The organism is Sinorhizobium terangae (assembly GCF_029714365.1).
Classification (GTDB): domain Bacteria; phylum Pseudomonadota; class Alphaproteobacteria; order Rhizobiales; family Rhizobiaceae; genus Sinorhizobium; species Sinorhizobium terangae.
On the sequence record NZ_CP121659.1, the window covers coordinates 890,077 to 909,959 of the forward strand.

General features: G+C 61.6%; 23 protein-coding genes and 1 tRNA gene. 15 read left to right on the forward strand and 9 right to left on the reverse strand.

Features of this window, described 5'->3' with window-relative positions:
- Positions 1–2: 2 nt before the first annotated feature.
- The 3 genes from nrdR to QA637_RS04190 are packed head-to-tail and all read left to right on the forward strand — an operon-like array spanning position 3 to position 2,203.
- A complete protein-coding gene (gene nrdR, locus QA637_RS04180; protein WP_003529310.1) occupies positions 3–476 on the forward strand; it encodes a transcriptional regulator NrdR in 474 nt (157 codons plus the stop codon).
- Positions 477–494: 18 nt separating this feature from the next.
- Complete coding sequence (gene ribD, locus QA637_RS04185) at positions 495–1,583, forward strand: bifunctional diaminohydroxyphosphoribosylaminopyrimidine deaminase/5-amino-6-(5-phosphoribosylamino)uracil reductase RibD (RefSeq protein WP_283063826.1); 1,089 nt, start codon at positions 495–497, stop codon at positions 1,581–1,583.
- Positions 1,583–2,203 (forward strand): riboflavin synthase, encoded by a 621-nt coding sequence (locus QA637_RS04190; RefSeq protein ID WP_153436893.1) that lies wholly within the window; start codon positions 1,583–1,585, stop codon positions 2,201–2,203. Before ribD ends, QA637_RS04190 begins: the two co-directional genes overlap by 1 nt.
- A gap of 61 nt (positions 2,204–2,264) precedes the next feature.
- Here the strand turns inward: QA637_RS04190 and QA637_RS04195 are convergent, their stop codons facing one another.
- The 3 genes from QA637_RS04195 to QA637_RS04205 form a co-directional block, all read right to left on the reverse strand.
- The gene (locus tag QA637_RS04195; RefSeq protein ID WP_153436894.1) at positions 2,265–2,615 is read right to left on the reverse strand and encodes a hypothetical protein; all 351 of its coding nucleotides are present in this window, start codon (positions 2,613–2,615) and stop codon (positions 2,265–2,267) included.
- A gap of 271 nt (positions 2,616–2,886) precedes the next feature.
- Positions 2,887–3,423, reverse strand: coding sequence for a GNAT family N-acetyltransferase (locus QA637_RS04200; RefSeq protein ID WP_283063828.1), 537 nt, complete (start codon positions 3,421–3,423; stop codon positions 2,887–2,889).
- 29 nt (positions 3,424–3,452) lie between these two features.
- On the reverse strand, positions 3,453–3,956 hold the full coding sequence (locus QA637_RS04205) for a cupin domain-containing protein (protein ID WP_153436896.1): 504 nt from the start codon (positions 3,954–3,956) through the stop codon (positions 3,453–3,455).
- A 375-nt stretch (positions 3,957–4,331) separates the two neighbouring features.
- Here QA637_RS04205 and ribH point away from each other — a divergent pair, with 375 nt between their 5' ends.
- The 4 genes from ribH (at position 4,332) to QA637_RS04225 (ending at position 8,845) form a co-directional block, all read left to right on the forward strand.
- The gene (gene ribH / locus QA637_RS04210; protein ID WP_283063830.1) at positions 4,332–4,793 is read left to right on the forward strand and encodes a 6,7-dimethyl-8-ribityllumazine synthase; all 462 of its coding nucleotides are present in this window, start codon (positions 4,332–4,334) and stop codon (positions 4,791–4,793) included.
- Complete coding sequence (nusB, locus tag QA637_RS04215; protein WP_184108527.1) at positions 4,790–5,269, forward strand: transcription antitermination factor NusB; 480 nt, start codon at positions 4,790–4,792, stop codon at positions 5,267–5,269. The genes ribH and nusB overlap by 4 nt, the downstream gene beginning before the upstream one ends.
- A 28-nt stretch (positions 5,270–5,297) precedes the next feature.
- Positions 5,298–6,503, forward strand: coding sequence for an MFS transporter (locus tag QA637_RS04220; RefSeq protein ID WP_428843127.1), 1,206 nt, complete (start codon positions 5,298–5,300; stop codon positions 6,501–6,503).
- 206 nt (positions 6,504–6,709) lie between these two features.
- Positions 6,710–8,845 (forward strand): sodium-translocating pyrophosphatase, encoded by a 2,136-nt coding sequence (locus QA637_RS04225; RefSeq protein WP_153436899.1) that lies wholly within the window; start codon positions 6,710–6,712, stop codon positions 8,843–8,845.
- A gap of 80 nt (positions 8,846–8,925) precedes the next feature.
- On the opposite strand, the gene QA637_RS04230 is transcribed toward QA637_RS04225, so the two are convergent.
- Positions 8,926–9,438: an outer membrane protein assembly factor BamE gene (locus QA637_RS04230; protein ID WP_153436900.1), complete on the reverse strand. Its 513-nt coding sequence runs from the start codon at positions 9,436–9,438 to the stop codon at positions 8,926–8,928.
- A gap of 136 nt (positions 9,439–9,574) precedes the next feature.
- Here QA637_RS04230 and QA637_RS04235 point away from each other — a divergent pair, with 136 nt between their 5' ends.
- From QA637_RS04235 to QA637_RS04260, 6 genes are all read left to right on the forward strand, one after another.
- Entirely contained in the window at positions 9,575–10,111 is a 537-nt protein-coding gene (locus tag QA637_RS04235) for a ubiquinol-cytochrome C chaperone family protein (RefSeq protein ID WP_153436936.1), read from the forward strand.
- 87 nt (positions 10,112–10,198) lie between these two features.
- Positions 10,199–10,750, forward strand: a complete 552-nt coding sequence (locus QA637_RS04240) for a YceD family protein (protein ID WP_283063835.1) — start codon at positions 10,199–10,201, stop codon at positions 10,748–10,750.
- 200 nt (positions 10,751–10,950) lie between these two features.
- Positions 10,951–11,994, forward strand: coding sequence for a phosphate acyltransferase PlsX (gene plsX, locus QA637_RS04245; protein ID WP_283063837.1), 1,044 nt, complete (start codon positions 10,951–10,953; stop codon positions 11,992–11,994).
- An 18-nt stretch (positions 11,995–12,012) separates the two neighbouring features.
- Positions 12,013–12,984, forward strand: a complete 972-nt coding sequence (locus QA637_RS04250) for a beta-ketoacyl-ACP synthase III (protein WP_283063839.1) — start codon at positions 12,013–12,015, stop codon at positions 12,982–12,984.
- A gap of 91 nt (positions 12,985–13,075) precedes the next feature.
- Positions 13,076–13,414, forward strand: a complete 339-nt coding sequence (locus QA637_RS04255) for an integration host factor subunit alpha (RefSeq protein ID WP_153436904.1) — start codon at positions 13,076–13,078, stop codon at positions 13,412–13,414.
- Between the two features lie 130 nt (positions 13,415–13,544).
- Positions 13,545–14,078: a MerR family transcriptional regulator gene (locus tag QA637_RS04260; protein WP_136504239.1), complete on the forward strand. Its 534-nt coding sequence runs from the start codon at positions 13,545–13,547 to the stop codon at positions 14,076–14,078.
- Positions 14,079–14,136: 58 nt separating this feature from the next.
- Here the strand turns inward: QA637_RS04260 and QA637_RS04265 are convergent, their stop codons facing one another.
- Positions 14,137–14,559, reverse strand: coding sequence for a hypothetical protein (locus tag QA637_RS04265; RefSeq protein WP_283063842.1), 423 nt, complete (start codon positions 14,557–14,559; stop codon positions 14,137–14,139).
- Between the two features lie 261 nt (positions 14,560–14,820).
- Positions 14,821–15,096: a hypothetical protein gene (locus tag QA637_RS04270; RefSeq protein ID WP_283065053.1), complete on the reverse strand. Its 276-nt coding sequence runs from the start codon at positions 15,094–15,096 to the stop codon at positions 14,821–14,823.
- An 80-nt stretch (positions 15,097–15,176) separates the two neighbouring features.
- On the opposite strand from QA637_RS04270, the gene QA637_RS04275 reads away from it, so the two are divergent.
- A tRNA-Pro gene (locus QA637_RS04275) sits at positions 15,177–15,253 on the forward strand.
- Positions 15,254–15,516: 263 nt separating this feature from the next.
- The gene (locus QA637_RS04280) at positions 15,517–15,723 is read left to right on the forward strand and encodes a hypothetical protein (protein WP_153436907.1); all 207 of its coding nucleotides are present in this window, start codon (positions 15,517–15,519) and stop codon (positions 15,721–15,723) included.
- Between the two features lie 134 nt (positions 15,724–15,857).
- Here QA637_RS04280 and QA637_RS04285 read toward each other — a convergent pair whose 3' ends face one another.
- The 3 genes from QA637_RS04285 to QA637_RS04295 are packed head-to-tail and all read right to left on the reverse strand — an operon-like array spanning position 15,858 to position 19,836.
- Entirely contained in the window at positions 15,858–17,030 is a 1,173-nt protein-coding gene (locus QA637_RS04285; RefSeq protein ID WP_346283765.1) for a glycosyltransferase family 4 protein, read from the reverse strand.
- Positions 17,031–17,032: 2 nt separating this feature from the next.
- Positions 17,033–18,277 carry an O-antigen ligase family protein gene (locus QA637_RS04290; protein ID WP_153436908.1) on the reverse strand — a complete coding sequence of 415 codons (1,245 nt, stop codon included), beginning with the start codon at positions 18,275–18,277 and terminating at the stop codon, positions 17,033–17,035.
- Positions 18,274–19,836, reverse strand: coding sequence for an undecaprenyl-phosphate glucose phosphotransferase (locus tag QA637_RS04295; RefSeq protein WP_283063846.1), 1,563 nt, complete (start codon positions 19,834–19,836; stop codon positions 18,274–18,276). The genes QA637_RS04290 and QA637_RS04295 overlap by 4 nt, the downstream gene beginning before the upstream one ends.
- Between the last annotated feature and the right edge of the window lie 47 nt (positions 19,837–19,883).

The window sequence follows — 19,883 nt, forward strand, 5'->3', positions numbered from 1 at the left end:
GCATGCGCTGCCCCTATTGTGGTTCCGAAGACAGCCAGGTGAAGGATTCCCGTCCGGCAGAGGACGGGAATGCCATTCGCCGCCGCCGCATCTGCCCGGATTGCGGCGGTCGCTTCACGACCTTCGAGCGGGTGCAACTGCGTGAGCTGATGATTATCAAGAAAACCGGCCGGAAGGTGCCTTTCGACCGGGACAAGCTGCTCCGTTCATTCGAGATTGCTCTCAGGAAACGCCCAGTCGATCGGGATCGCATCGAGCGCGCGGTGTCGGGTATCGTCCGCCGGCTCGAAAGCTCGGGGGAGACGGAAATCCCCTCCGAAGAAATCGGTCTGCAGGTGCTCGAGGCCCTGAAGAGCCTCGACGATGTCGCTTTCGTCCGCTACGCGTCGGTCTATCGAGATTTCTCGCATGCGGAAGATTTCGAGAAAGTCATCGCGGAAATCAGCGCCAAGATCGCGCGCGATCCCGGCGAATAGGCCCAAGCGGAGCGAAGCATGACAGCGCCGGCGCGCGAGGACGAAAGGTTCATGGCGGCGGCGCTGCGCCTCGCCCGCCGCAATCTCGGCCTGACGTCGACGAACCCTTCGGTCGCCTGCATCATCGTCAAGGACGGAACGATCGTGGGCCGGGCGGTAACGGCGCCGGGGGGACGCCCGCATGCCGAGACGCAGGCGCTCGCGGAAGCCGGAGAGAAGGCGAGGGGAGCAACCGCCTATGTCACCCTCGAGCCCTGCTCGCATCACGGCAAGACGCCACCCTGTGCCGACGCTCTGATCGCCTCCGGCGTCGCCCGCGTCGTCATTTCTATCCTCGACCCGGACGAGCGTGTTGCTGGACGCGGCGTGGTGATGCTGCGCGGCGCCGGCATCGCCGTCGACATCGGCGCGCTCCATGCCGGTGGAGAGCAGGCGCTTGAAGCCTACCTCATGCGTCAGCGCATGAAACGCCCGCATGTGGCTCTGAAGCTTGCGGTTTCCCAGGACGGGATGATCGGCCGCACGGGGGAAGGCCAGGTTCGGATTACGGGAGCGATTTCGCGTGCGCAGGTGCAGGTGCTGCGCGCGGAGACCGATGCGATATTGGTCGGAATAGGTACTGCGGCTGCCGATGACCCGGACCTAACCGTGCGCTTGCACGGCCTCGAAGACCGGTCTCCAATCCGCATCGTTCTCGACCGACGCCTCGATCTGCCAGTCCGCTCGAAACTCGTCCGTTCGGCGCAAGAGGTTCCGGTGATTGTTGTGGCAGACGCAAGCCTCGATGAGGATGCTGCCACCCGCCGCGCCGCGCTCGAAGCTGCAGGCGCCGAGGTCCTGAATGTCGACGCCATCCCCGACCTTTTGACGGCGCTTGCCTCGCGCGGCATTTCCTCGCTGCTGGTCGAAGGCGGCGCGCGGGCGGCTCGCGCGTTCCTCGATGCCGGCCTCGTCGATCGCATCCTGCTTTTCACCGGTCCGATCACCATTGGCGAAGATGGGATCCGATCCCCATTTGATCGGCAGTCCATTCCGGCCGGTTTCGTGCTTCGTCGGACGGCGCGTTACGGCGACGATATTTTCGAGGATTACGAGAGAAACATCTGATGTTCACAGGCATTGTCACCGATATCGGCACCGTTGAGGCTGTCACACCGTTGAGGGAAGGCATCAAGCTTCGCATTGCCACGAATTACGATCCGAAGACGATCGATATGGGCGCCTCGATCGCCCATGCCGGCGTGTGCCTGACCGTCACGGCACTGCCGGAGGCAGGCAGCAACGAGCGCTGGTTCGAGGTCGAGGCATGGGAGGAGGCGCTTCGGCTGACGACGATCGCCGGATGGCGAAAGGGCACACGCATCAATCTCGAGCGTTCCTTAAAGATCGGTGACGAGCTTGGTGGTCACCTCGTGTCCGGTCATGTGGACGACAAGGCCGAAATCCTCTCCGTGGAGCCCGAAGGCGACGCGGTGCGCTTCCGGTTGCGCGCGCCGGAGCATCTTGCCAGGTTCGTCGCACCCAAGGGCTCGGTCGCCCTCGACGGAACCTCGCTCACCGTCAACAAGGTGGATGGTGTCGAGTTCGACGTGCTCCTGATCCGTCACTCGCTCGAAGTCACCACGTGGGGCGAGCGGCGCGCCGGCGATCTCGTCAACTTCGAGGTTGACACGATGGCGCGTTATGCGGCGCGGCTGGCAGAATTTCCCGCACCCAAGGCGGAATAGCGGTGGCAGAAATGGATCCGCCCCCACAAGCGGGGGCGGACACCGTTGTTCGGGCAGGGTTTCAGCGCACATAGAGCGTGAGGCCGCCGTCGGCCGCCTGCGATGCGCCCGCGATGTTGTTCATCTCGACATTGCGTGCCTTGAGCTTGGCGGCGAGCGCCCTGTTACCGTCGACAGCGGTATGGAGTGCCGCTAGCTGTTGCGGCGTTTCTGCGTCGATCCTGGCGCGGGTCTCGTTCATGCGGCTCAGCGTGTCGACATCGACGATCCTGAAGTTATCGCCCTTGAAGTTGCGAACGGTCCGGTCAATCTGGTCCGGCCAGTTCATTTCGACACCGGCCGCGTAGGAGATGCCGCCGAAACTCAAGGCGGACAGGGTGGCGATGACGGAGATTTTCGCAAAGCGGTTCATTGTCATGCTCCTTTGGTTGCCCGCGGGGCTGTGGCTTATTCAACAAGCCGATGCGTCCCGCAGGGGCCAGCACCAATCCTTTGCGGGTGAAGTCACCCACAGCGAAAAGGCGCTCGACTGTTTCGACTGGTTGAGGCGGCGCCCCCGTCGCGCGACCGGGAGTTACGTCGTTTCAACGATGGCAAAATGAGCCGGAATGTGGCTCTTTCGAGGGCATAACGACCTGAAAAATAATTAAAAAATGTTCATATTCGAGGTCCGGCGGGGCCGTCTAGGCTGCGGACTTCCGGTGCCGTTCGAACAGGATGACGTGGTTGCCGTGATAGGTCGTGCGCCAGAACTCCGCAAAGCCATGCTTGGCGGCCACCCGGATCGATGCCTGATTGCCGATGTCGATGACACAGGTCTTCTTCAGGGTCGAAAAGTGCCGATCGGCCCAGGCGAGCGCCGCGGTTACCGCCTCTGTGGCCAGCCCCTGGCCATGTGTTCTGGGGGAAAGCGCCCAGCCCATTTCCATCGTACCTTCGAGGGAGGGCGTGATAAGACGATGTGCGTCGTGGAAACCGGCCTCGCCGATAAAGGTGCCGGTTGCCTTCTCCTGGATCGCAAAGAAGCCGAAGCCGAAATAATGCCACATGCCGACCTGGCGCAGGAAGCGTGTCCAGGACTGCTCGCGCGAATAGGGTATGCCGCCGATGTAGCGCGTGACCTCCTCGTCCGCGAACAAGGCGGTATAGGCGGGAAAGTCGTCGCGCCGGTAGGGGCGCAGCAGAAGTCGTTCGGTTTCGATTGTGGGAACGCTGTGCATGTTTTAGGTCCAGATTCTTGCGAGTTATATCAGGCGCCCGGTTCGCCGTCCCAGTAGTCGGTTGTGGACGCGGCGCGGCCGATAAAACGGAAGGAAGCGTTTGGCGAACCGGGGCGCCGTGTCTTTGCCAGGAATTTGCCAGAGTCGGGATATTCGCAGATCTCCGTAGCCGCCATCGTTGAGATGGAAAGGTATTTGAGCGCCGTGGTGCCCGTATTGATCAGATGATGCGCAGTTTCGGGGCCGCCGGCTGGCGCGCCCAACACGTCGCCGGGACCGACTTCGTGACGTTCGCTGCCGAAGCGATAGGTTCCTTCTCCCTCAAGGATGATGAACAGCTCTTCCTCGACATGGTGGTTGTGAAAGGGGCAGCCGGATTTGCCCGGCGGCACCTCGCCGTAGCCGATGCCCAGATCCTTGAGGCCGAGGAGAGCGCCGAAAGAAGCGTCGCTCGACTCGAAAAACGAGCCGCGCTGCCAGTGCTCGAGTTTGAGGTTCTTCAGGTTGACGATAGGCTTTCGCGAATTCGTCATCGTCTTCCTCCTAATCTTCGCGACGCCAATGTCGCCACGTTCATCGTTGAAGTGAGGGACAGCCCCGCCTTGCAGAATCGACGCTACTGCACCTAAGGTTTAGGTGCAATCAAAGCTGTTGCAAGCGAATACGTCCGGCAGCCCACCCTTGTAGCAAGTCCGCAGGGCCAAGTGCTGCAGCGCCCGCTTCGGCCGCTGTTGTTTTTTTCGTCGCCCGGAGACGGAAGAGCTGTCGGCCCCCCGCGCCACAGGGGCGTCGGCGCGGCAAATGGCCTCCGGCTGGCGGAATTTGCTTGCCATTCTGCGCCGGGCGTGTTTTTACCGCCGCCTGCGCCGGTCAGGTCCGGCCCCAAAATTTTCAAAGACAGGTGATCCATGGCGAAGACCACGTCCGCCCACATCCTGATTGTGGAAGCGCGCTTCTATGATGATATGGCCGACGCCTTGCTCGACGGTGCAAAGCACGCGCTCGATGCAGCCGGCGCGACTTATGATATTGTGACAGTTCCGGGGGCGTTGGAAATTCCCGCGGCGATTGCCATGGCGCTCGACGGCGCCGACGAGGGCGGCACGGAATATGACGGTTTCGTCGCGCTCGGCATGGTTATCCGCGGCGAGACCTACCATTTCGACATCGTCGCGAACGAATCCGCGCGTGCCCTTATGGATCTCGCCGTCAGCGAAAGCCTTGCGCTCGGCAACGGCATTCTGACGGTCGAGAATGATGACCAGGCATGGGCACGCGCCCGCCGGTCGGAGGGCGACAAGGGTGGTTTCGCCGCGCGCGCGGCGCTGACCATGATCGAACTGAAGAAGAAGTTGGGCGCAGAAAAGTGACGAAGACTCCCTCGGATCAGCCGCTGAAACAGGTCAACCAGCGTGGTGCCGCGCGCCTCGCTGCCGTCCAGGCGCTTTATCAGATGGATATCGGCGGCACCGGCGTGCTGGAGATCGTCGCCGAATACGAAGAGCACCGGCTGGGCCGGGAATTGGACGGAGAGACCTACCTCAAGGCGGACGCCTCGTGGTTCCGGTCGATCGTGTCGGGCGTCGTGCGCGACCAGCGCACGCTTGACCCGCTGATCGGCGCCGCCCTCCAGGACGATTGGGCACTGTCCAGGCTCGATTCCACCGTCCGTGCGATCCTGCGCGCCGGCACCTTCGAGATGCTCGAGCGCAAGGATGTCCCGGTTCCGGTAATCGTCACCGAATATGTCGAGATCGCCAAGGCGTTCTTCGAGGACGAGGAGCCCAAGCTCGTCAACGCAGTCCTCGACCGGATCGCCAAACAGGTCCGCGGCCAGCGGAAATAGCAAAATGGTGGCAGCGACTGCGGACGACATGGGGGCGGTTCTCCGCGAGGCACGCCGTAACGTCTTTCTGTTGACGTTTGCACAAGCGCTGCTCGGCGTGGTCGGGCCGATCAGCTTCGCGGTCGGCGGTGTCGCCGGTCACCAGCTTCTCGGCGAAGACAAGTCGCTGGCGACGGCACCGCTTACCGGCTTTAACGTCGGCTTGGCGCTCGGCGTCGTTCTCGCCGCGACGCTGTCTCGGTTGGTCGGCAGGCGCTTCGCCTTCATTGGCGGCGCCGTTATCGCCGCATTGGGCGGGCTGATCGCCGCCGCGGCGCTTTTCGGTGACAATTTCTGGCTGTTCACCTTCGGCCTGGCCGTTCTCGGCTCCTCCAGCGGCTTCACGCAAAAACTTCGCTTCGCGGCAGCCGACGCATCGCCCTCCTTCTACAAGCCGAAGGCAATTTCCTGGATCTTGGGCGGCGGCATCATCTCGGCGATACTCGGGCCGCAGATCGTCATTTTCGCCGGCGACTACTTCGCGCCGGTATGGTTTGCCGGTGCGTTCGTGGCCCTCCTGCCGGTCTGCCTTGCCGCGATCTTCTTTTTTGTGCCCCTTCGCCTGCCGGATCTCAAAAGCGCTACGGGCCTGCACGCCACTGCACCAGTTCGGCCGCTTCGCGAGATCGTCGGCAACCAGCGGTTCCTGACAGGCATGATCTGCGGCATCTCCGCCTATGCGCTTATGACCTTCATGATGACAGGCGCACCGGTCGCCATGGTTGTCGGATGCGGTTTCTCGACTGATCTTGCGACGCTGGGAATACAATGGCACGTGCTCGCGATGTTCGGTCCGAGCTTTGCAACGGGCTGGCTCATCGCCCGCTTCGGCGCGGAGCGTATCGTGGCCTGCGGCTTTGTGCTGTTTCTGGTTTGCGCGGCGATCGCTCATATGGGCGTGGCGCTTTGGAATTTCTGGGGTGCGCTCGTTCTCCTCGGGCTCGGCTGGAATTTCGCGTTTATCGGCTCGACCGCAATTGTGGCGCAAAGCTATCGGCCGCATGAAGCGGACAAGGTTCAGGGCTTCCACGATATCATGCTGTTTTCGACGGTCGCCAGCGCGTCCTTCGCCTCCGGCGAGGTGCTCTCCGCCTATGGATGGGACGTGCTCAACGCCGTTGTCTGGCCGGTCGCTGGCATCTGCCTCGTCCTCCTTTTCGCGCTGATGCGGCGGAACAAGCGCGGTCCCGCCTGACCGCCGGTACTTCGGCCTCAGCAAAATCTTCCAACTCCCCCAAACGCGATCACGCCGGTAGTTTCAGGGGCTTGACGATCCCCATTCGCGCCCGCACTCTGGCCGCGCCGCGAGGGGTGCCGCTTGAGGATGCGGCGCGCGATTCGCGGAATGAGGGGCCTGCGGGAGGGAGTGAACCTGCAGGTTGAAACGGAGGATAATGCGAAATGACCTTACTTTTAGGCGTTATCGCATGCGGGTTGCTCGCGGTGGCCTATGCCATCTGGGCAACGCAGTCGGTGCTTGCCGCCGACCAGGGGAATGCCCGCATGCAGGAGATCGCAGGCTTTATCAGAGAGGGGGCGCAGGCCTACCTCACACGTCAATATAGGACCATTGCCATCGTCGGTGTCGTTGTCTTCATCGCCGCGTGGTTTCTTCTCTCCGGTGCAGCCGCGATCGGCTTCCTGATCGGTGCGGTGTTGTCGGGCGCGGCCGGGTTCATCGGCATGCATGTTTCTGTCAGGGCCAACGTCCGCACGGCCCAGGCCGCATCGGTCAGCCTTGCCTCCGGTCTCGATATCGCCTTCAAGTCGGGCGCGATCACCGGCCTGCTGGTAGCTGGCCTGGCCCTGCTCGGCGTCTCCGTATACTACCTCATCCTGACCGCGGGCTTCGGGCACGACCCTGCCTCGCGCGAGGTTATCGATGCGCTCGTGGCGCTCGGCTTCGGGGCATCGCTGATTTCGATCTTCGCCCGTCTCGGCGGTGGCATCTTCACAAAAGGCGCCGACGTCGGCGGCGACCTCGTCGGCAAGGTGGAGGCTGGCATTCCGGAGGACGATCCGCGCAACCCCGCGACCATTGCGGACAACGTCGGCGATAATGTCGGCGACTGCGCGGGGATGGCAGCGGACCTGTTCGAGACATACGCGGTTTCGGTCGTCGCGACCATGGTGCTTGCATCGATCTTCTTCGCGGGTACGCCGCTGCTCGCGACCGTGATGGTCTATCCGCTGGCGATCTGCGCCGCCTGCATCATCACCTCGATCATCGGCACCTTCTTCGTCAAGCTCGGCACCAACGGCTCGATCATGGGCGCGCTTTATCGCGGCCTGATCGTCACCGGTGCCCTGTCGATCATCGGCCTTGGCGCCGCCACGTCGCTGACGATCGGCTGGGGTTCGATCGGGACAGTCGCCGGCAAGGACGTCACCGGCTGGGGTCTGTTCATCTGCGGCATCCTGGGTCTTGTCGTCACCGCATTGATCGTCGTGATCACCGAGTACTACACCGGGACCAACAAACGGCCGGTGAATTCGATTGCTCAGGCCTCGGTTACCGGTCACGGCACCAACGTGATCCAGGGCCTCGCCGTCTCGCTGGAGTCGACCGCACTGCCGGCGATCGTCATCGTCGGCGGCATCATCGCCACCTATCAGCTCGCCGGCCTCTTCGGCACCGCCATTGCGGTCACCGCCATGCTCGGCCTCGCCGGCATGATCGTGGCGCTCGATGCCTTCGGTCCGGTCACGGACAATGCCGGCGGCATTGCCGAGATGTCGCACCTGCCGCCCGAGGTTCGCAAGTCGACCGACGCGCTCGATGCCGTCGGCAACACGACCAAGGCGGTGACCAAGGGCTATGCGATCGGTTCCGCAGGGCTTGGCGCTCTCGTGCTTTTCGCCGCCTATTCGAACGACCTTACCTACTTCGCCGCCAATGGCGACAAGCATCCTTACTTCGCCGACGTGGGTGCGATCTCGTTTGATCTGTCCAACCCCTATGTCGTCGCCGGCCTGATCTTCGGCGGTCTGATCCCCTATCTTTTCGGCGGCATCGCCATGACGGCGGTCGGCCGCGCAGGCGGCGCCGTCGTCGAGGAAGTGCGCCGGCAGTTCAAGGAAAAACCGGGCATCATGGAAGGCAAGGACCGGCCCGACTACGGCCGCGCCGTCGACATGCTGACCAAGGCAGCGATCCGCGAGATGATCATTCCCTCGCTGCTGCCGGTGCTGGCACCGATCGTCGTCTATTTCGGGGTATTGCTGCTTTCCGGCTCGAAGGCCTCGGCCTTCGCCGCGCTCGGGGCGTCCCTCCTCGGTGTCATCGTCAATGGTCTTTTCGTCGCCATATCGATGACCTCCGGCGGCGGGGCATGGGACAATGCGAAGAAGAGCTTCGAGGACGGGTTCGTCGACAAGAACGGCACGCGTCACATGAAGGGTTCCGATGCCCACAAGGCTTCGGTCACCGGAGATACGGTCGGCGATCCCTACAAGGACACGGCCGGCCCGGCGGTCAATCCGGCGATCAAGATCACCAATATCGTGGCACTGCTGTTGCTGGCTGTTCTCGCCTGACCGCGGTTGCGTAAAAACCAAGAAGCCCGCGAACCTTGTTCGCGGGCTTCTTTGTGGATTGTACCTTACTATGTCGCGGCTTACGGACCTTTGCCAAAGTCCTTGAAGAGGTTTCGCGCCGCTGCCTGTCCGGCGCCCGGACCGCTCAGGAGCTGCCCCAGGAAGCTGGTTTCCTTGCCGCCGGTCGGCGTCGTGCGCGACAGCATGTCGAAGACCTTGCCGTCCTTCATGGTATAATGCGCCAGCTGGCTGACGACGCCTTCCTTGTCGAAATAGACGGCAAGGATCGATTGGTCGACGAGCTTCGGCTTCATGAATGCGACAGGCCGCCTGCGTGTCTGCGAGATGTAATAGAAGACTTCGTTGTCGAAGGTGGCGGTGGTCGAAGGTGTGCCCAGAGAGAGCAGCACCTGCTCGCGGCTCGATCCGACCGGAACGAGGTTCAGCGTTTCCTGATCGACGACATAGCCCTGATGCAGGACCTCGCCCATATTCGCTGTCGTGCAGGCGGCAAGCGTAGTGGTGCAAAGGGAAGCCACGAGCACGGCACGGCTCAGAACATTCAGGTTTGATATCAGATACCGCTTCGACAAGGACTGTTCCCCTGGAGTAACGATGGCAGGTCCGCCATTGCAATTCGTGCCTGCTTCGGTAAACCAGCTTCGGCTATCATGCAATAACGTCGTGGGCGCCGCCCACATTTCGAGAAAGCCAGAACTGGGCTTTGTGATGATTTTTGGACTGTTCAAGAGAAAAAGCGGCAATATTGCGATTGTGGAGCGTCAGTATGCGTTGCTGACAGCCGCCGCACGCCAGCCGTTTCTGTACACCGACCTTGCTGTGCCCGATACCGTCATGGGCCGTTTCGAGATGTTGTCGGCAATCCTGATTCTCTATTTTCGGCGGACACGCGCCTCCGCGCGCACCGGACAGGAGATCGCGCAGGAAATCGTAGATGCCTTTTTCGAAGACGTAGACCACTCCATCCGCGAACTCGGTGTCGGCGACGCGGGCGTTCCGAAGAAGATGAAAAAGTTTGCCGGCATGTTCTACGGCCGCCTCGAGTCCTACGCGGCCGCGCTCGAGCAAAGGGACGGCCAGGCCCTGGCCGCTGCGCTCCTTCGCAACTTTCATCCCGATTCCCGCGAAGGGCCGTCGATGGATGGACTGGCCGCCTATCTTCTGGCGGTCGAGGCCGCCCTGTCAGAAACGCCGGAAGAGGTGGTCGAAGCGGGCCAGTTGCGCATACCGCCGGCTGGTGCGTAATAGATCGATATCAATGCCGCGCGACGATAGCGCTCGGCGGTTGTATGCGCGGCACCGTGCTCCGATGCCGCGAGGAAGGAGCTTGCCATGAAAGACGATAGCAAACCGGCGTTCTCCTACCCGGTGAAGGTGGGGCACATCTCGGCAAACGCCGTCAGCGTCCATCTTTCGGCAAACGAAGCCGAGCGCCGGGCGCTTGCCAAGCTCTGGAATGTCGAAGAAGTGCTCTCGCTCGCCGCCGACCTCCAGATCGCGCGCTGGAAGAAGGACGGCGTGAAGATCAAGGGCGATGTCGCTGCTCGTATTGTCCAGTCCTGCGTGGTGACGCTCGAACCGGTCGAGGCGGAGATAAACGAGCCTGTCGAGGCGATTTTCGTGCCGGAAGGATCGCGGCTTGCACGAGAGGCGCACAATGATGGCGGCGAGATGGTGCTCGATCCGGATGGTCCGGACATTCCCGACACCTTTGCCGGCGATACCATCGATGCGGGCGTCGTGGTCAGCGAACATGTCGCGCTTGCCATCGATCCCTATCCGCGCAAGGAAGGCGCGGTCTTCGGTGAGCGCATCGAAAGCACTGCCGCGGATGACAAGCGGCCGAACCCGTTTGCGGCGCTGAAGGACTGGAAAAAGGATTGAAACGGCGAAAGCCGCGCTTACAATTCGGTTGTCACGCAGACGAAAAGCAGTATTTTGGCCCGACTCCAGCCGATGGGGGCCGATGCGCCGAGACGTCGCATGTTGGCTCAAGCGTCAGAAGGAACAAGGATCGCCCCGCGTGAAAAGAGATGCGCAGGGTGAGACGCGTTGCCTGGGCAGGAAAAAAGGATAAGACACGCGTGGTCAGAATTTCACTTGACGTGATGGGGGGCGACTATGGTCCTGAAGTCGTCATCCCGGGCGCAGCAAGAGCGCTCGAACGTCACCCGGACATAAGATTCGTCTTGTTCGGTCAGGAAGCGCGATGCGCTGAGCTTCTGGCCAAATATCCGAAGCTGAATGCGGCGAGCACCTTCAACGATTGTGAAATCGCCGTAGGCATGGACGAAAAACCCAGCCAGGCGCTCCGGCGCGGACGCGGCAAATCGAGCATGTGGAAGGCAATCGACGCGATCAATGCTGGCGAGGCCGACGTGGTCGTCTCCGCAGGTAATACCGGCGCGCTGATGGCGATGTCCGTCTTCTGTCTCAGGACGATGCAGGGGATCCAGCGTCCCGCGATTGCCGCCATTTGGCCGACGCTGAAAGGGGAGAGCATCGTGCTCGACGTAGGCGCGACGATCGGCGCTGACGCGCAGCAGCTCATGGATTTCGCTTTGATGGGCGGCGCGATGGCGCGGGCCTTGTTCGAGGTCGAACATCCCTCGGTCGGCTTGCTCAATGTCGGAGTGGAAGAAATCAAGGGCCAGGAAGAGGTCAAGGAGGCCGGGCGGCTCATCCGCGGAGCCAACATTGAGGGCATCGACTACTACGGTTTCGTCGAAGGCGACGATATCGGCCGCGGGACCGTCGACGTCGTCGTTACTGAAGGCTTCTCAGGCAACATCGCCCTGAAGGCGGCCGAGGGAACGGCTCGCCAGATAGCCGAATATCTGCGCGCGGCGATGTCGCGCACATTGCTCGCGAAGATCGGATACGTGTTCGCCAAGGGTGCCTTCGATCGGCTGCGCGAAAAGATGGACCCGCGGAAGGTCAACGGCGGCGTGTTCCTCGGCCTCAACGGCGTCGTCATCAAGAGCCATGGCGGCACCGATGCTGAGGGTTTCGCGGCCGCGATCGATGTCGGGTACGACATGGTCAAGAACGGCCTCAAGGCCAAGATAGAGAGCGATCTGGCGAAATATCACGGCGCCCAGCCGTCTGAGTCCCTCCCGCCGGCATGAATGATGAGGTTTGAGTAAATGATCCGTTCCGTCGTTCGCGGCTTCGGGGCAGCGCTGCCGAAGCGAGTGATGACCAACAAGGAGATGGAATCGAAGGTCGACACATCCGACGAATGGATTGTGCAGCGGACCGGGATTCGCCAGCGTTACATCGCGGGCGAGGGCGAGACGACGGCCTCGCTCGGCGAAAGCGCTGCGCGTGCCGCGCTTGCGAGGGCCGATCTGACCGCCGACGATCTGGACCTGATCATCGTTGCGACATCGACGCCCGATAACACCTTTCCGGCGACGGCCGTGAATATCCAGAACCGCCTCGGCATGCGGCATGGCGCCGCCTTCGACCTGCAGGCGGTCTGTTCCGGCTTCGTCTATGCGGTGACGACAGCGGACGCCTACATCCGCGGCGGCCTCGCCAAGCGTGCTCTGGTGATCGGGGCCGAGACCTTCTCCCGCATCCTCGACTGGTCCGATCGAACGACCTGTGTACTCTTCGGCGACGGCGCCGGCGCGATCATCCTCGAAGCCCAGGAAGGCGCAGGCACGAACGCCGACCGCGGCGTGCTGACGGCGCAGCTACGCTCCGACGGAATTCATGGTGACAAACTCTACGTCGACGGCGGCCCGTCGACAACGGGCACCGTGGGCCATCTCAGGATGGAAGGGCGCGAGGTGTTCAAACATGCCGTTGGCATGATCACGGATGTGATCGAGGCAGCCTTCGAGGCAACCGGGACGACGGCGGACGACGTCGACTGGCTGGTTCCGCACCAGGCCAACCGGCGCATCATCGATGGCTCTGCAAAGAAGCTGGGCATCCCGCTCGATAAGGTTGTGGTGACGGTCGACGTCCATGGCAATACCTCGGCCGCCTCCATTCCGCTCGCTCTTGATACCGCGGCCGCCGACGGGCGGATAAAAAAGGGCGACCTCGTCATGCTCGAGGCCATGGGCGGCGGCTTCACCTGGGGCTCTGTTCTCATCCGGTGGTAAAGAAAATAATGAAGCACCGCAGGCGCTTGACCGGAAAAGGCAAGGGCAATAGTCTTCCTTCGCTCGGCATGCCAGACATCGGTGGGGGAAGATGAGCGGAAAAACAGTAACACGGGCGGATTTGGCTGAATCGGTTTTTCGCAAGGTGGGCCTATCTCGCACAGAGTCGGCCGAACTCGTGGAAACGGTCATTGATGAAATATGCAACGCAATCGTGCGTGGCGAGAGCGTGAAGCTGTCTTCCTTTGCGACTTTCCAGGTGCGCGACAAGAATGAGCGCATCGGGCGCAATCCGAAAACCGGCGAGGAAGTGCCGATTTCTCCGCGCCGGGTGATGACCTTCAAGGCGTCGAACGTGCTGAAGCAACGCGTGCTGAAGGCGCATTTGAGCCGCAAGACCAAGCAGAGGCCGGCCTCTCCCGCCTCCTGACCCCTTGCTCAAAACCACAAATGTGGTTGAAAACCCGTCCATAACCCATTGAAATGGGCGCGACTCGTGCGATCATCGCGCGGTGATCCGTCCATTGCGGTGCGCCGCGTGATCTGTAAATGGGGATGATATGGACAAAAGCCCGGACGCCTTCCGCACAATCAGCGAGGTCGCAGACGAGCTCGATCTGCCGCAGCACGTCTTGCGTTTCTGGGAGACACGCTTCCAGCAGATCAAGCCGATGAAGCGGGGCGGCGGTCGGCGATACTACCGCCCGGAGGACGTCGATCTCCTTAAGGGCATTCGCCATCTCCTCTACGATCATGGCTACACGATCAAGGGCGTGCAAAAGCTCTTGAAGGCCAACGGCAACAAGTTCGTCGCGGCGATCGCAAGCGGCGATCTCGCAACTGTCGAAGCACTTGCGGCGTCCAGCAACGAGGAGCCGCAACCGCCAAAAGTCGGTGTCGCGGAAGAAGACCAGATCGTCGGCCGCGCGAAGGCACCGGCAGGCCGGCGGTTTTTCTCTTTCGGCGGCGGCGGTGGCGACGACGCAGAGATATCGATCGGCAAGGCTTCCGTAAGCAAGGAAGACAGGGCGCTTTTGCAGGAAGCGCTTTACGATCTTCTGGAATGCAAACGGCTGCTCGATCAGGTGCGGTGATCGCGGCCAGCGAGGGGGCCATTGATCGGCTAACCGCTTCTAGAAGTTCTATAGCGACCTAACTAGACGCGCGGCGCTGCGGGCTGTTTGGTTCGTGCGCCTTCGAAGTGCCGTTCGTATGTTGGTCGGGGGTGAAGACGAACGCGGGGAAAGGGAGATGTTCAAGGAATGCAAAACCTCTTGCCGGAGGCTTGGTGGTAGGTGCGCCTTGCATCCTCGCTGAGAGCTCGTCGAGATATTCCAGCGCCTCATGGGCGGCTAAGACCGTCAGCATTCTCCCGTCTGCCTGGCCCGCCTTCTGCAAGTCCTCTCTTGTCTTCTCCACCGTCTCCCGGACAAAGCCTTGCGGGTCATCGCTCTGTGAAGCGGCCCATTCGAGGAGGCGGCACATCATGATTTCATTCACTCGCAAGGCGGCGACGGTTTGACCAAGCAGGAGCGCCAGTTTCTGGAGCTTATCTGCGTCTATTTTTCGGGGCATCTGGAATTTTCACCTTTTTTGGCTTCCCTTCCGGAGTTTCGCCCAAGTTTGTTCGGTGACACTGCGTCGATGGAGGTCGAACGGCTCGGTTAAGCTTTTGTTCCCATCGGCGGGCTTCGGAATGGCAGAACAAGGGCGGGTGTTGGGCGAAGGCACGTTTCACGGAGGTCTGGCAAAGCGCATGCGGGCTTCCCAGGTTCGTTGCGACGGCTAGCAATTCTCCCGGACACCGTGATGCTCAAGCGCGAACGGTCGCTTCCTTCACGGATGAGCCTGGTTGGTGATCACCAGTGCCGGCCTGTCCGGCGCCACATCCACCACTCTTCGATCGACCGCGAGGATGCTCATAATGAGGGCGATGAGCACGAGAATAAGCGCCGAAAATGTGAGGCCTGCTTTATCCATCTCGCATTTTGGTGGGTTAAATGCGCGCAGAACGGGGCAAAATGCAGGGAGAATTGAGGCGCGGCCCACCGTGGTAAATATTGCTTTAACGCGGCCGGATTTTAGCGCAGGCGCCGATCTCGTCATTTCCACACGGATTGTTCTCTTTTCAACATACAGATCAATTTCGGGCTTGCGCTCCCAGCGTTGAGACTATAGGGGTTTTCTCGGTTCGGAGCGTAGCGCAGCCCGGTAGCGCACTTGACTGGGGGTCAAGGGGTCGCTGGTTCAAGTCCAGTCGCTCCGACCATTTAATCACGTGGCAACGTCCTTCGCGAACACCATACGGCCAAGGCGCCGTTGCGGCAAACTCCCCAAGTCCAGGCAAAACTTCCTAAGTTCGCGATAAACGTCCGCGTCGTGCAACGGGCACGCTCCGGTACGTGGGGGTGCGTACTCTCCTTCTCGCGGCGCTACTGCCGCCGATCACGATCGAACCGGAGAACGGTTTTGTGATTTGGTCGCGGCGTGAGCGCCGGATAGACTGCGCCTGCAACAACCAGGAGAAGCCTTATGAAGACCATCCTCGTATTTGCAGCCGCATTCGCTTTATCGACAACGGTAGCCTCCGCCGAGTGCGTGGGGCACTCCAAGACCACTGCATCTGTAGACAAGGAAATAACCACGGCCAGCGTCACCAAGGCCGAACAGTCGACGCCAGCGGAAGAGATCCTTCTGCAGCAGAAACAGCAGCAGGAAGAGCGACAAGCGGAAGAATAGACCAACACGGTCGGATGCCGGGCCTCCCGGGCCGGGCACGCCAGCATCCGACGCTTCTCGTGAAGAACACCCCTCAATCTCGTTTCGCCCCGACACCGCTGCCGTCGTGATGTGTCGTACCGACCGCTTGTCGCTCAAGCGCGCTGGCGTATGGCTAGACGTCGGTAGAGTTCTTCCGTCCGGTCAAGCATTACGTCGAGCGTGAAACGATCCTTGCGGACCTCGGCCGCCTGGAGGAGGGCAGGATAGCTTTCCGGATCTGCAGCCGCGATCATCGTTTTCGTGAGCTGCGATACATCATCGCTGCTGGGGATGATGAAGCCATTCTCGCCATTCTCGATTACCGTTCTGGCGCCCCCGACATCGGAGATGATGATCGGTCTGCCCGCGGCCGCGCTTTCCAGCATGACATAGGACATCGCTTCGTAGCGGCTCGGCATGACGAGAAGATCAAAGGCGGCCACAGCCTGAGGGCCGGTAAAGGCGGAGGTCAGGTGAATGCGGCTTTGCAGCCCGCTTGCCGCGATCGCGCGGCGAACCTCGTCCTCCAGTTCGCCGGTGCCGACCATCACGAGGTAGCTGTTCTTGACCGACGATGCCGCGCCCTTGAAGGCATCTATCAGCCGCTCCGGCGCCTTCTGGCTGGAAAGACGGCCGATGAAGCCGAAGACGAATGCGTCGGCGGGAATTCCGAAGCTCGCGCGAACCGTCTTCGCCATGTCGGGCGAGGGGGGCGAAACTCCGTTGACGATCACGGATATTCGCTGTTCGGGCATGCCGAGCGACAGTGCATGCCTGCGCTCGTCATCGGAAACGGCGATGAGGTGATCGGTGAAAAACCAGGCCAAGGCCCACTCGATGGCGCCGTAGATCAATCGGCCGGCATGATCGAGTGCCGGGTCCATTGTCCGGAAGGCATGCGGGGTGTAGACGCGCGGCGCGTGGCGCCCGGGCAGCCGCAGGCGTGTGAGGGCGCCGGCCTTGGAACTGTGGCCGTGCACGATGTCGAACGGTCCCGCGGTTCGGCTGATGCGCCGAATGGCGCGGAAGGCCGACAGGTCGGACGGTCCAGGCGCACGCTCCATGGCGACCGCGTGAAGGGCGGGCAAATCGATTGCCTTGAGCTCACGAACGAAGCCGTCTTCCGCTCGCACCGGCGAATAGATCGCCTCGACGTGATGGCCGCGGGCCTGCATGCCGCGGCAGATATCGAGGAAATGCCGGCCGGACCCGCCGCCGCTCGGCTCCAGCACTTCGAGAAGGCGCAGCGGCTGAGCCGACGATCCGTCGGTTGCGGACGTGTCCATGGTCATAGGTGCCTTCCGGCGCGGGCGCGCCATTGAAAGCGATATTCGAGGGCGGCACATCCCCAGATGACGCCAAGCAGCATGTAGAAATGGCGCCAATGGTCGGTGTCGATGACGTTGCCGATACCAACATGGCCGATCAGCGTGACCCATGCAATCATCAGGTACGGCTGCCATGGCCGGTCGTGCAGGAGGAAGCGGAAGCCCAGCGACAGCGTCCATGCGATCAGCGTCACATAGGCGATCAAGCCGATCCAGCCGTAGGACGTCAGGCACTTCAGCCAGATATTGTGTTCATCCTCCGGGAAAATGGTACTGAAGACCAGAGGGCCGATGCCGAGCGGTTTTTCCATCGACATCAGGAAGCCGATCCGGTGCCGGTCGAACCGCCCAAGATGCCCGCCGTCGTACTCCTGAACAAGCTGGGAACGGTTTGAGAAAAGGGTCGCGACCTGCTCGGACTGCAGGGCTGCGGCGAGCGCGGCGACGATGAAGAGGGCGCCACACAAAGCCAGCACCAGGATACGCAGACGGAAGAGGCCGCTCCGCTCCTTCAGCAGCATGACGAAGACAAAGGCGACGACGCAGAAGAGATTGAGTGCCCAGGCCGCTCGCGAGAACGAGAGGAAAACGCCGAGTGCCAGGACGAGAAGTCCGGCGATCTTAGGCGGAGCGCGGTGGATCGGCTGGGTAAGTAGGCCATGGATGAGATAAAGCGCCGGCGCGGCGAGAAAGGGGCCAAAAACGTTCGGATCCTGGAACGCTCCCTTCGCGCGGTCATAGAGCGTGAAGTTGGCCCCGCCCGGTATGGCACCGAAATAGCCGAGAATGCCAAGGAGCGCCGTGATGACAGCAGCAGCAACCCAGGCATTGAAGATCAGCCGCAGTCGTTGGTGCCGATCTTCGATGATAGCCGCAAAGAAGACAGCCGAGAGCGCGAGGAAGCCGGAGACGGCCATGTACATGGGCCCGGTGGCAAGGTCCGACATCGTGGTCAGCGACAGGATGCCGCCAACCATGAAGAGAACGAGGAGCGATAGCAACGGCGCTACATAGCGGGAAATCCTCAACCCGAAGAGCGCCCACAGGCCGATGAGACACGCCATGAAGAGCTCGTAAGGCGCCGGCTCGGCGATGACGAAGCCGGAAAGAAAAACCGCGATTGCCACGAAGCCGGAAGCGAGCAGCGAAATCGCGGCAAGCTGGGGGCGGAGGACAATTGGCGGGGATGCGCTCGCGGAGATCAATAGGCGTTATCCGTGTTGAGCAACCGGAACGGCGTCAGAACAAGGATCTTCAGATCGAAGAGCAGCGACCAGTTTTCGATGTAGTAGAGATCGAATGCGGTGCGGAAACGGATCTTTTCGTCATTGTCGATCTCGCCGCGCCAACCGTTGATTTGTGCCCAGCCGGTCACCCCGGGCTTGACGCGATGGCGGGCAAAATAGCCCTCGACGACATCGGAATAGGTGCGGTTTCGCGTTTGCGCCAGAACGGCGTGTGGGCGCGGGCCGACCAGTGAAAGCTCGCCCTTCAACACGTTGAAGATCTGCGGCAGTTCGTCGATCGAAGACTTGCGCAGAAAACGGCCGACAGGGGTCACCCGCGGGTCTCCCTTGGTGACGGCGCTGCGAGCGGTCGGGTCGCTCATATGCGCATACATCGAGCGGAACTTGTAAACCTCGATCGTCTCGTTGTTGAAGCCGTGTCGGGCCTGCTTGAAGATGACCGGCCCTGGAGACGTGACCTTGACGGCGACAGCAGCGGCAAGCATCACCGGCCAAAGGAAAAGAAGGGCGGCGACGCTGAAGAAAATGTCGAAACAGCGCTTCGCCACGGAGTCCCAATCGGCGATCGGCTTGTCGAAGATGTCGAGCATAGGCACCTGTCCGACATGGGAATAGCTGCGCGGCCGGAAGCGCAGGTTGTTGGCGTGCGCAGCCAACCGTATGTCGACCGGGAGAATCCAGAGCTTCCTCAACAGTTCGAGGATGCGTTTTTCAGCAGTCAGCGGCAGCGAGATGATCAACATGTCGATTCTTGCAAGCCGGGCGAATTCGACGAGTTCGTTGACCGTCCCCAATTTCGGGTATCCGGCGATCATGTTTGGTGATCGCCGCTCGTCGCGATCGTCGAAGATGCCGCAGATACGGATATCATTGTCCGGCTGATGTTCGATCGTGCGGATCAGATCCTTGGCCGGCTGGCCACCGCCGACGATCACCGCGCGACGTTCCATTGTGCCGTTGCGCGACCAATGGCGGATCGAATAGGCGATGAAGGCGCGCTGAGCGATAAGGAAGAGCGCGCCGCCGATGAACCACCCCGCGATCCAGACGCGGGAATATTGATGCCCGGATTTCAGAAAGAAAAGCGCAAGCGCAATAGCGCCGAAGGCGGTCGCCCAGGCACCCAGAACGCGCGGCGTCATTCGCAGCCATGCCCGCAGCGCCGGCACCTGGTAGCCATCGGCGATCTGGATGGCCGCGACGGCAAGTGCAGAGCCCCCGGCCAGAATTGCAAGATAGACGGGCAGTTGTTCGACGGCCGGCCGGACATAGTAGGCGTTGATGCCATAGCCGATGGCGAAGAGAACGCAGAAATCGAGCAGCCGGATCAGGCCCGTGATCATGGTGGGCGAATAGGTGTCGGCGCGGAACTGAAGCGCGATCTGTCGTGCCAGCGGATTTAGCTCCGTGGCGCCTTTTTCCCCGATCGTCTCTTCGGGGGCGGCCGTCCGGATCTCGGAGATCTTCTTGCGAAGCGCTTCCGGATTGAATGCCTCGGGCCTTTCGTAGTGGTTCATGGTCTCTTCCTGGCGGTGAAGTCCCTGCGCCCGGATAGCAGAAAGCC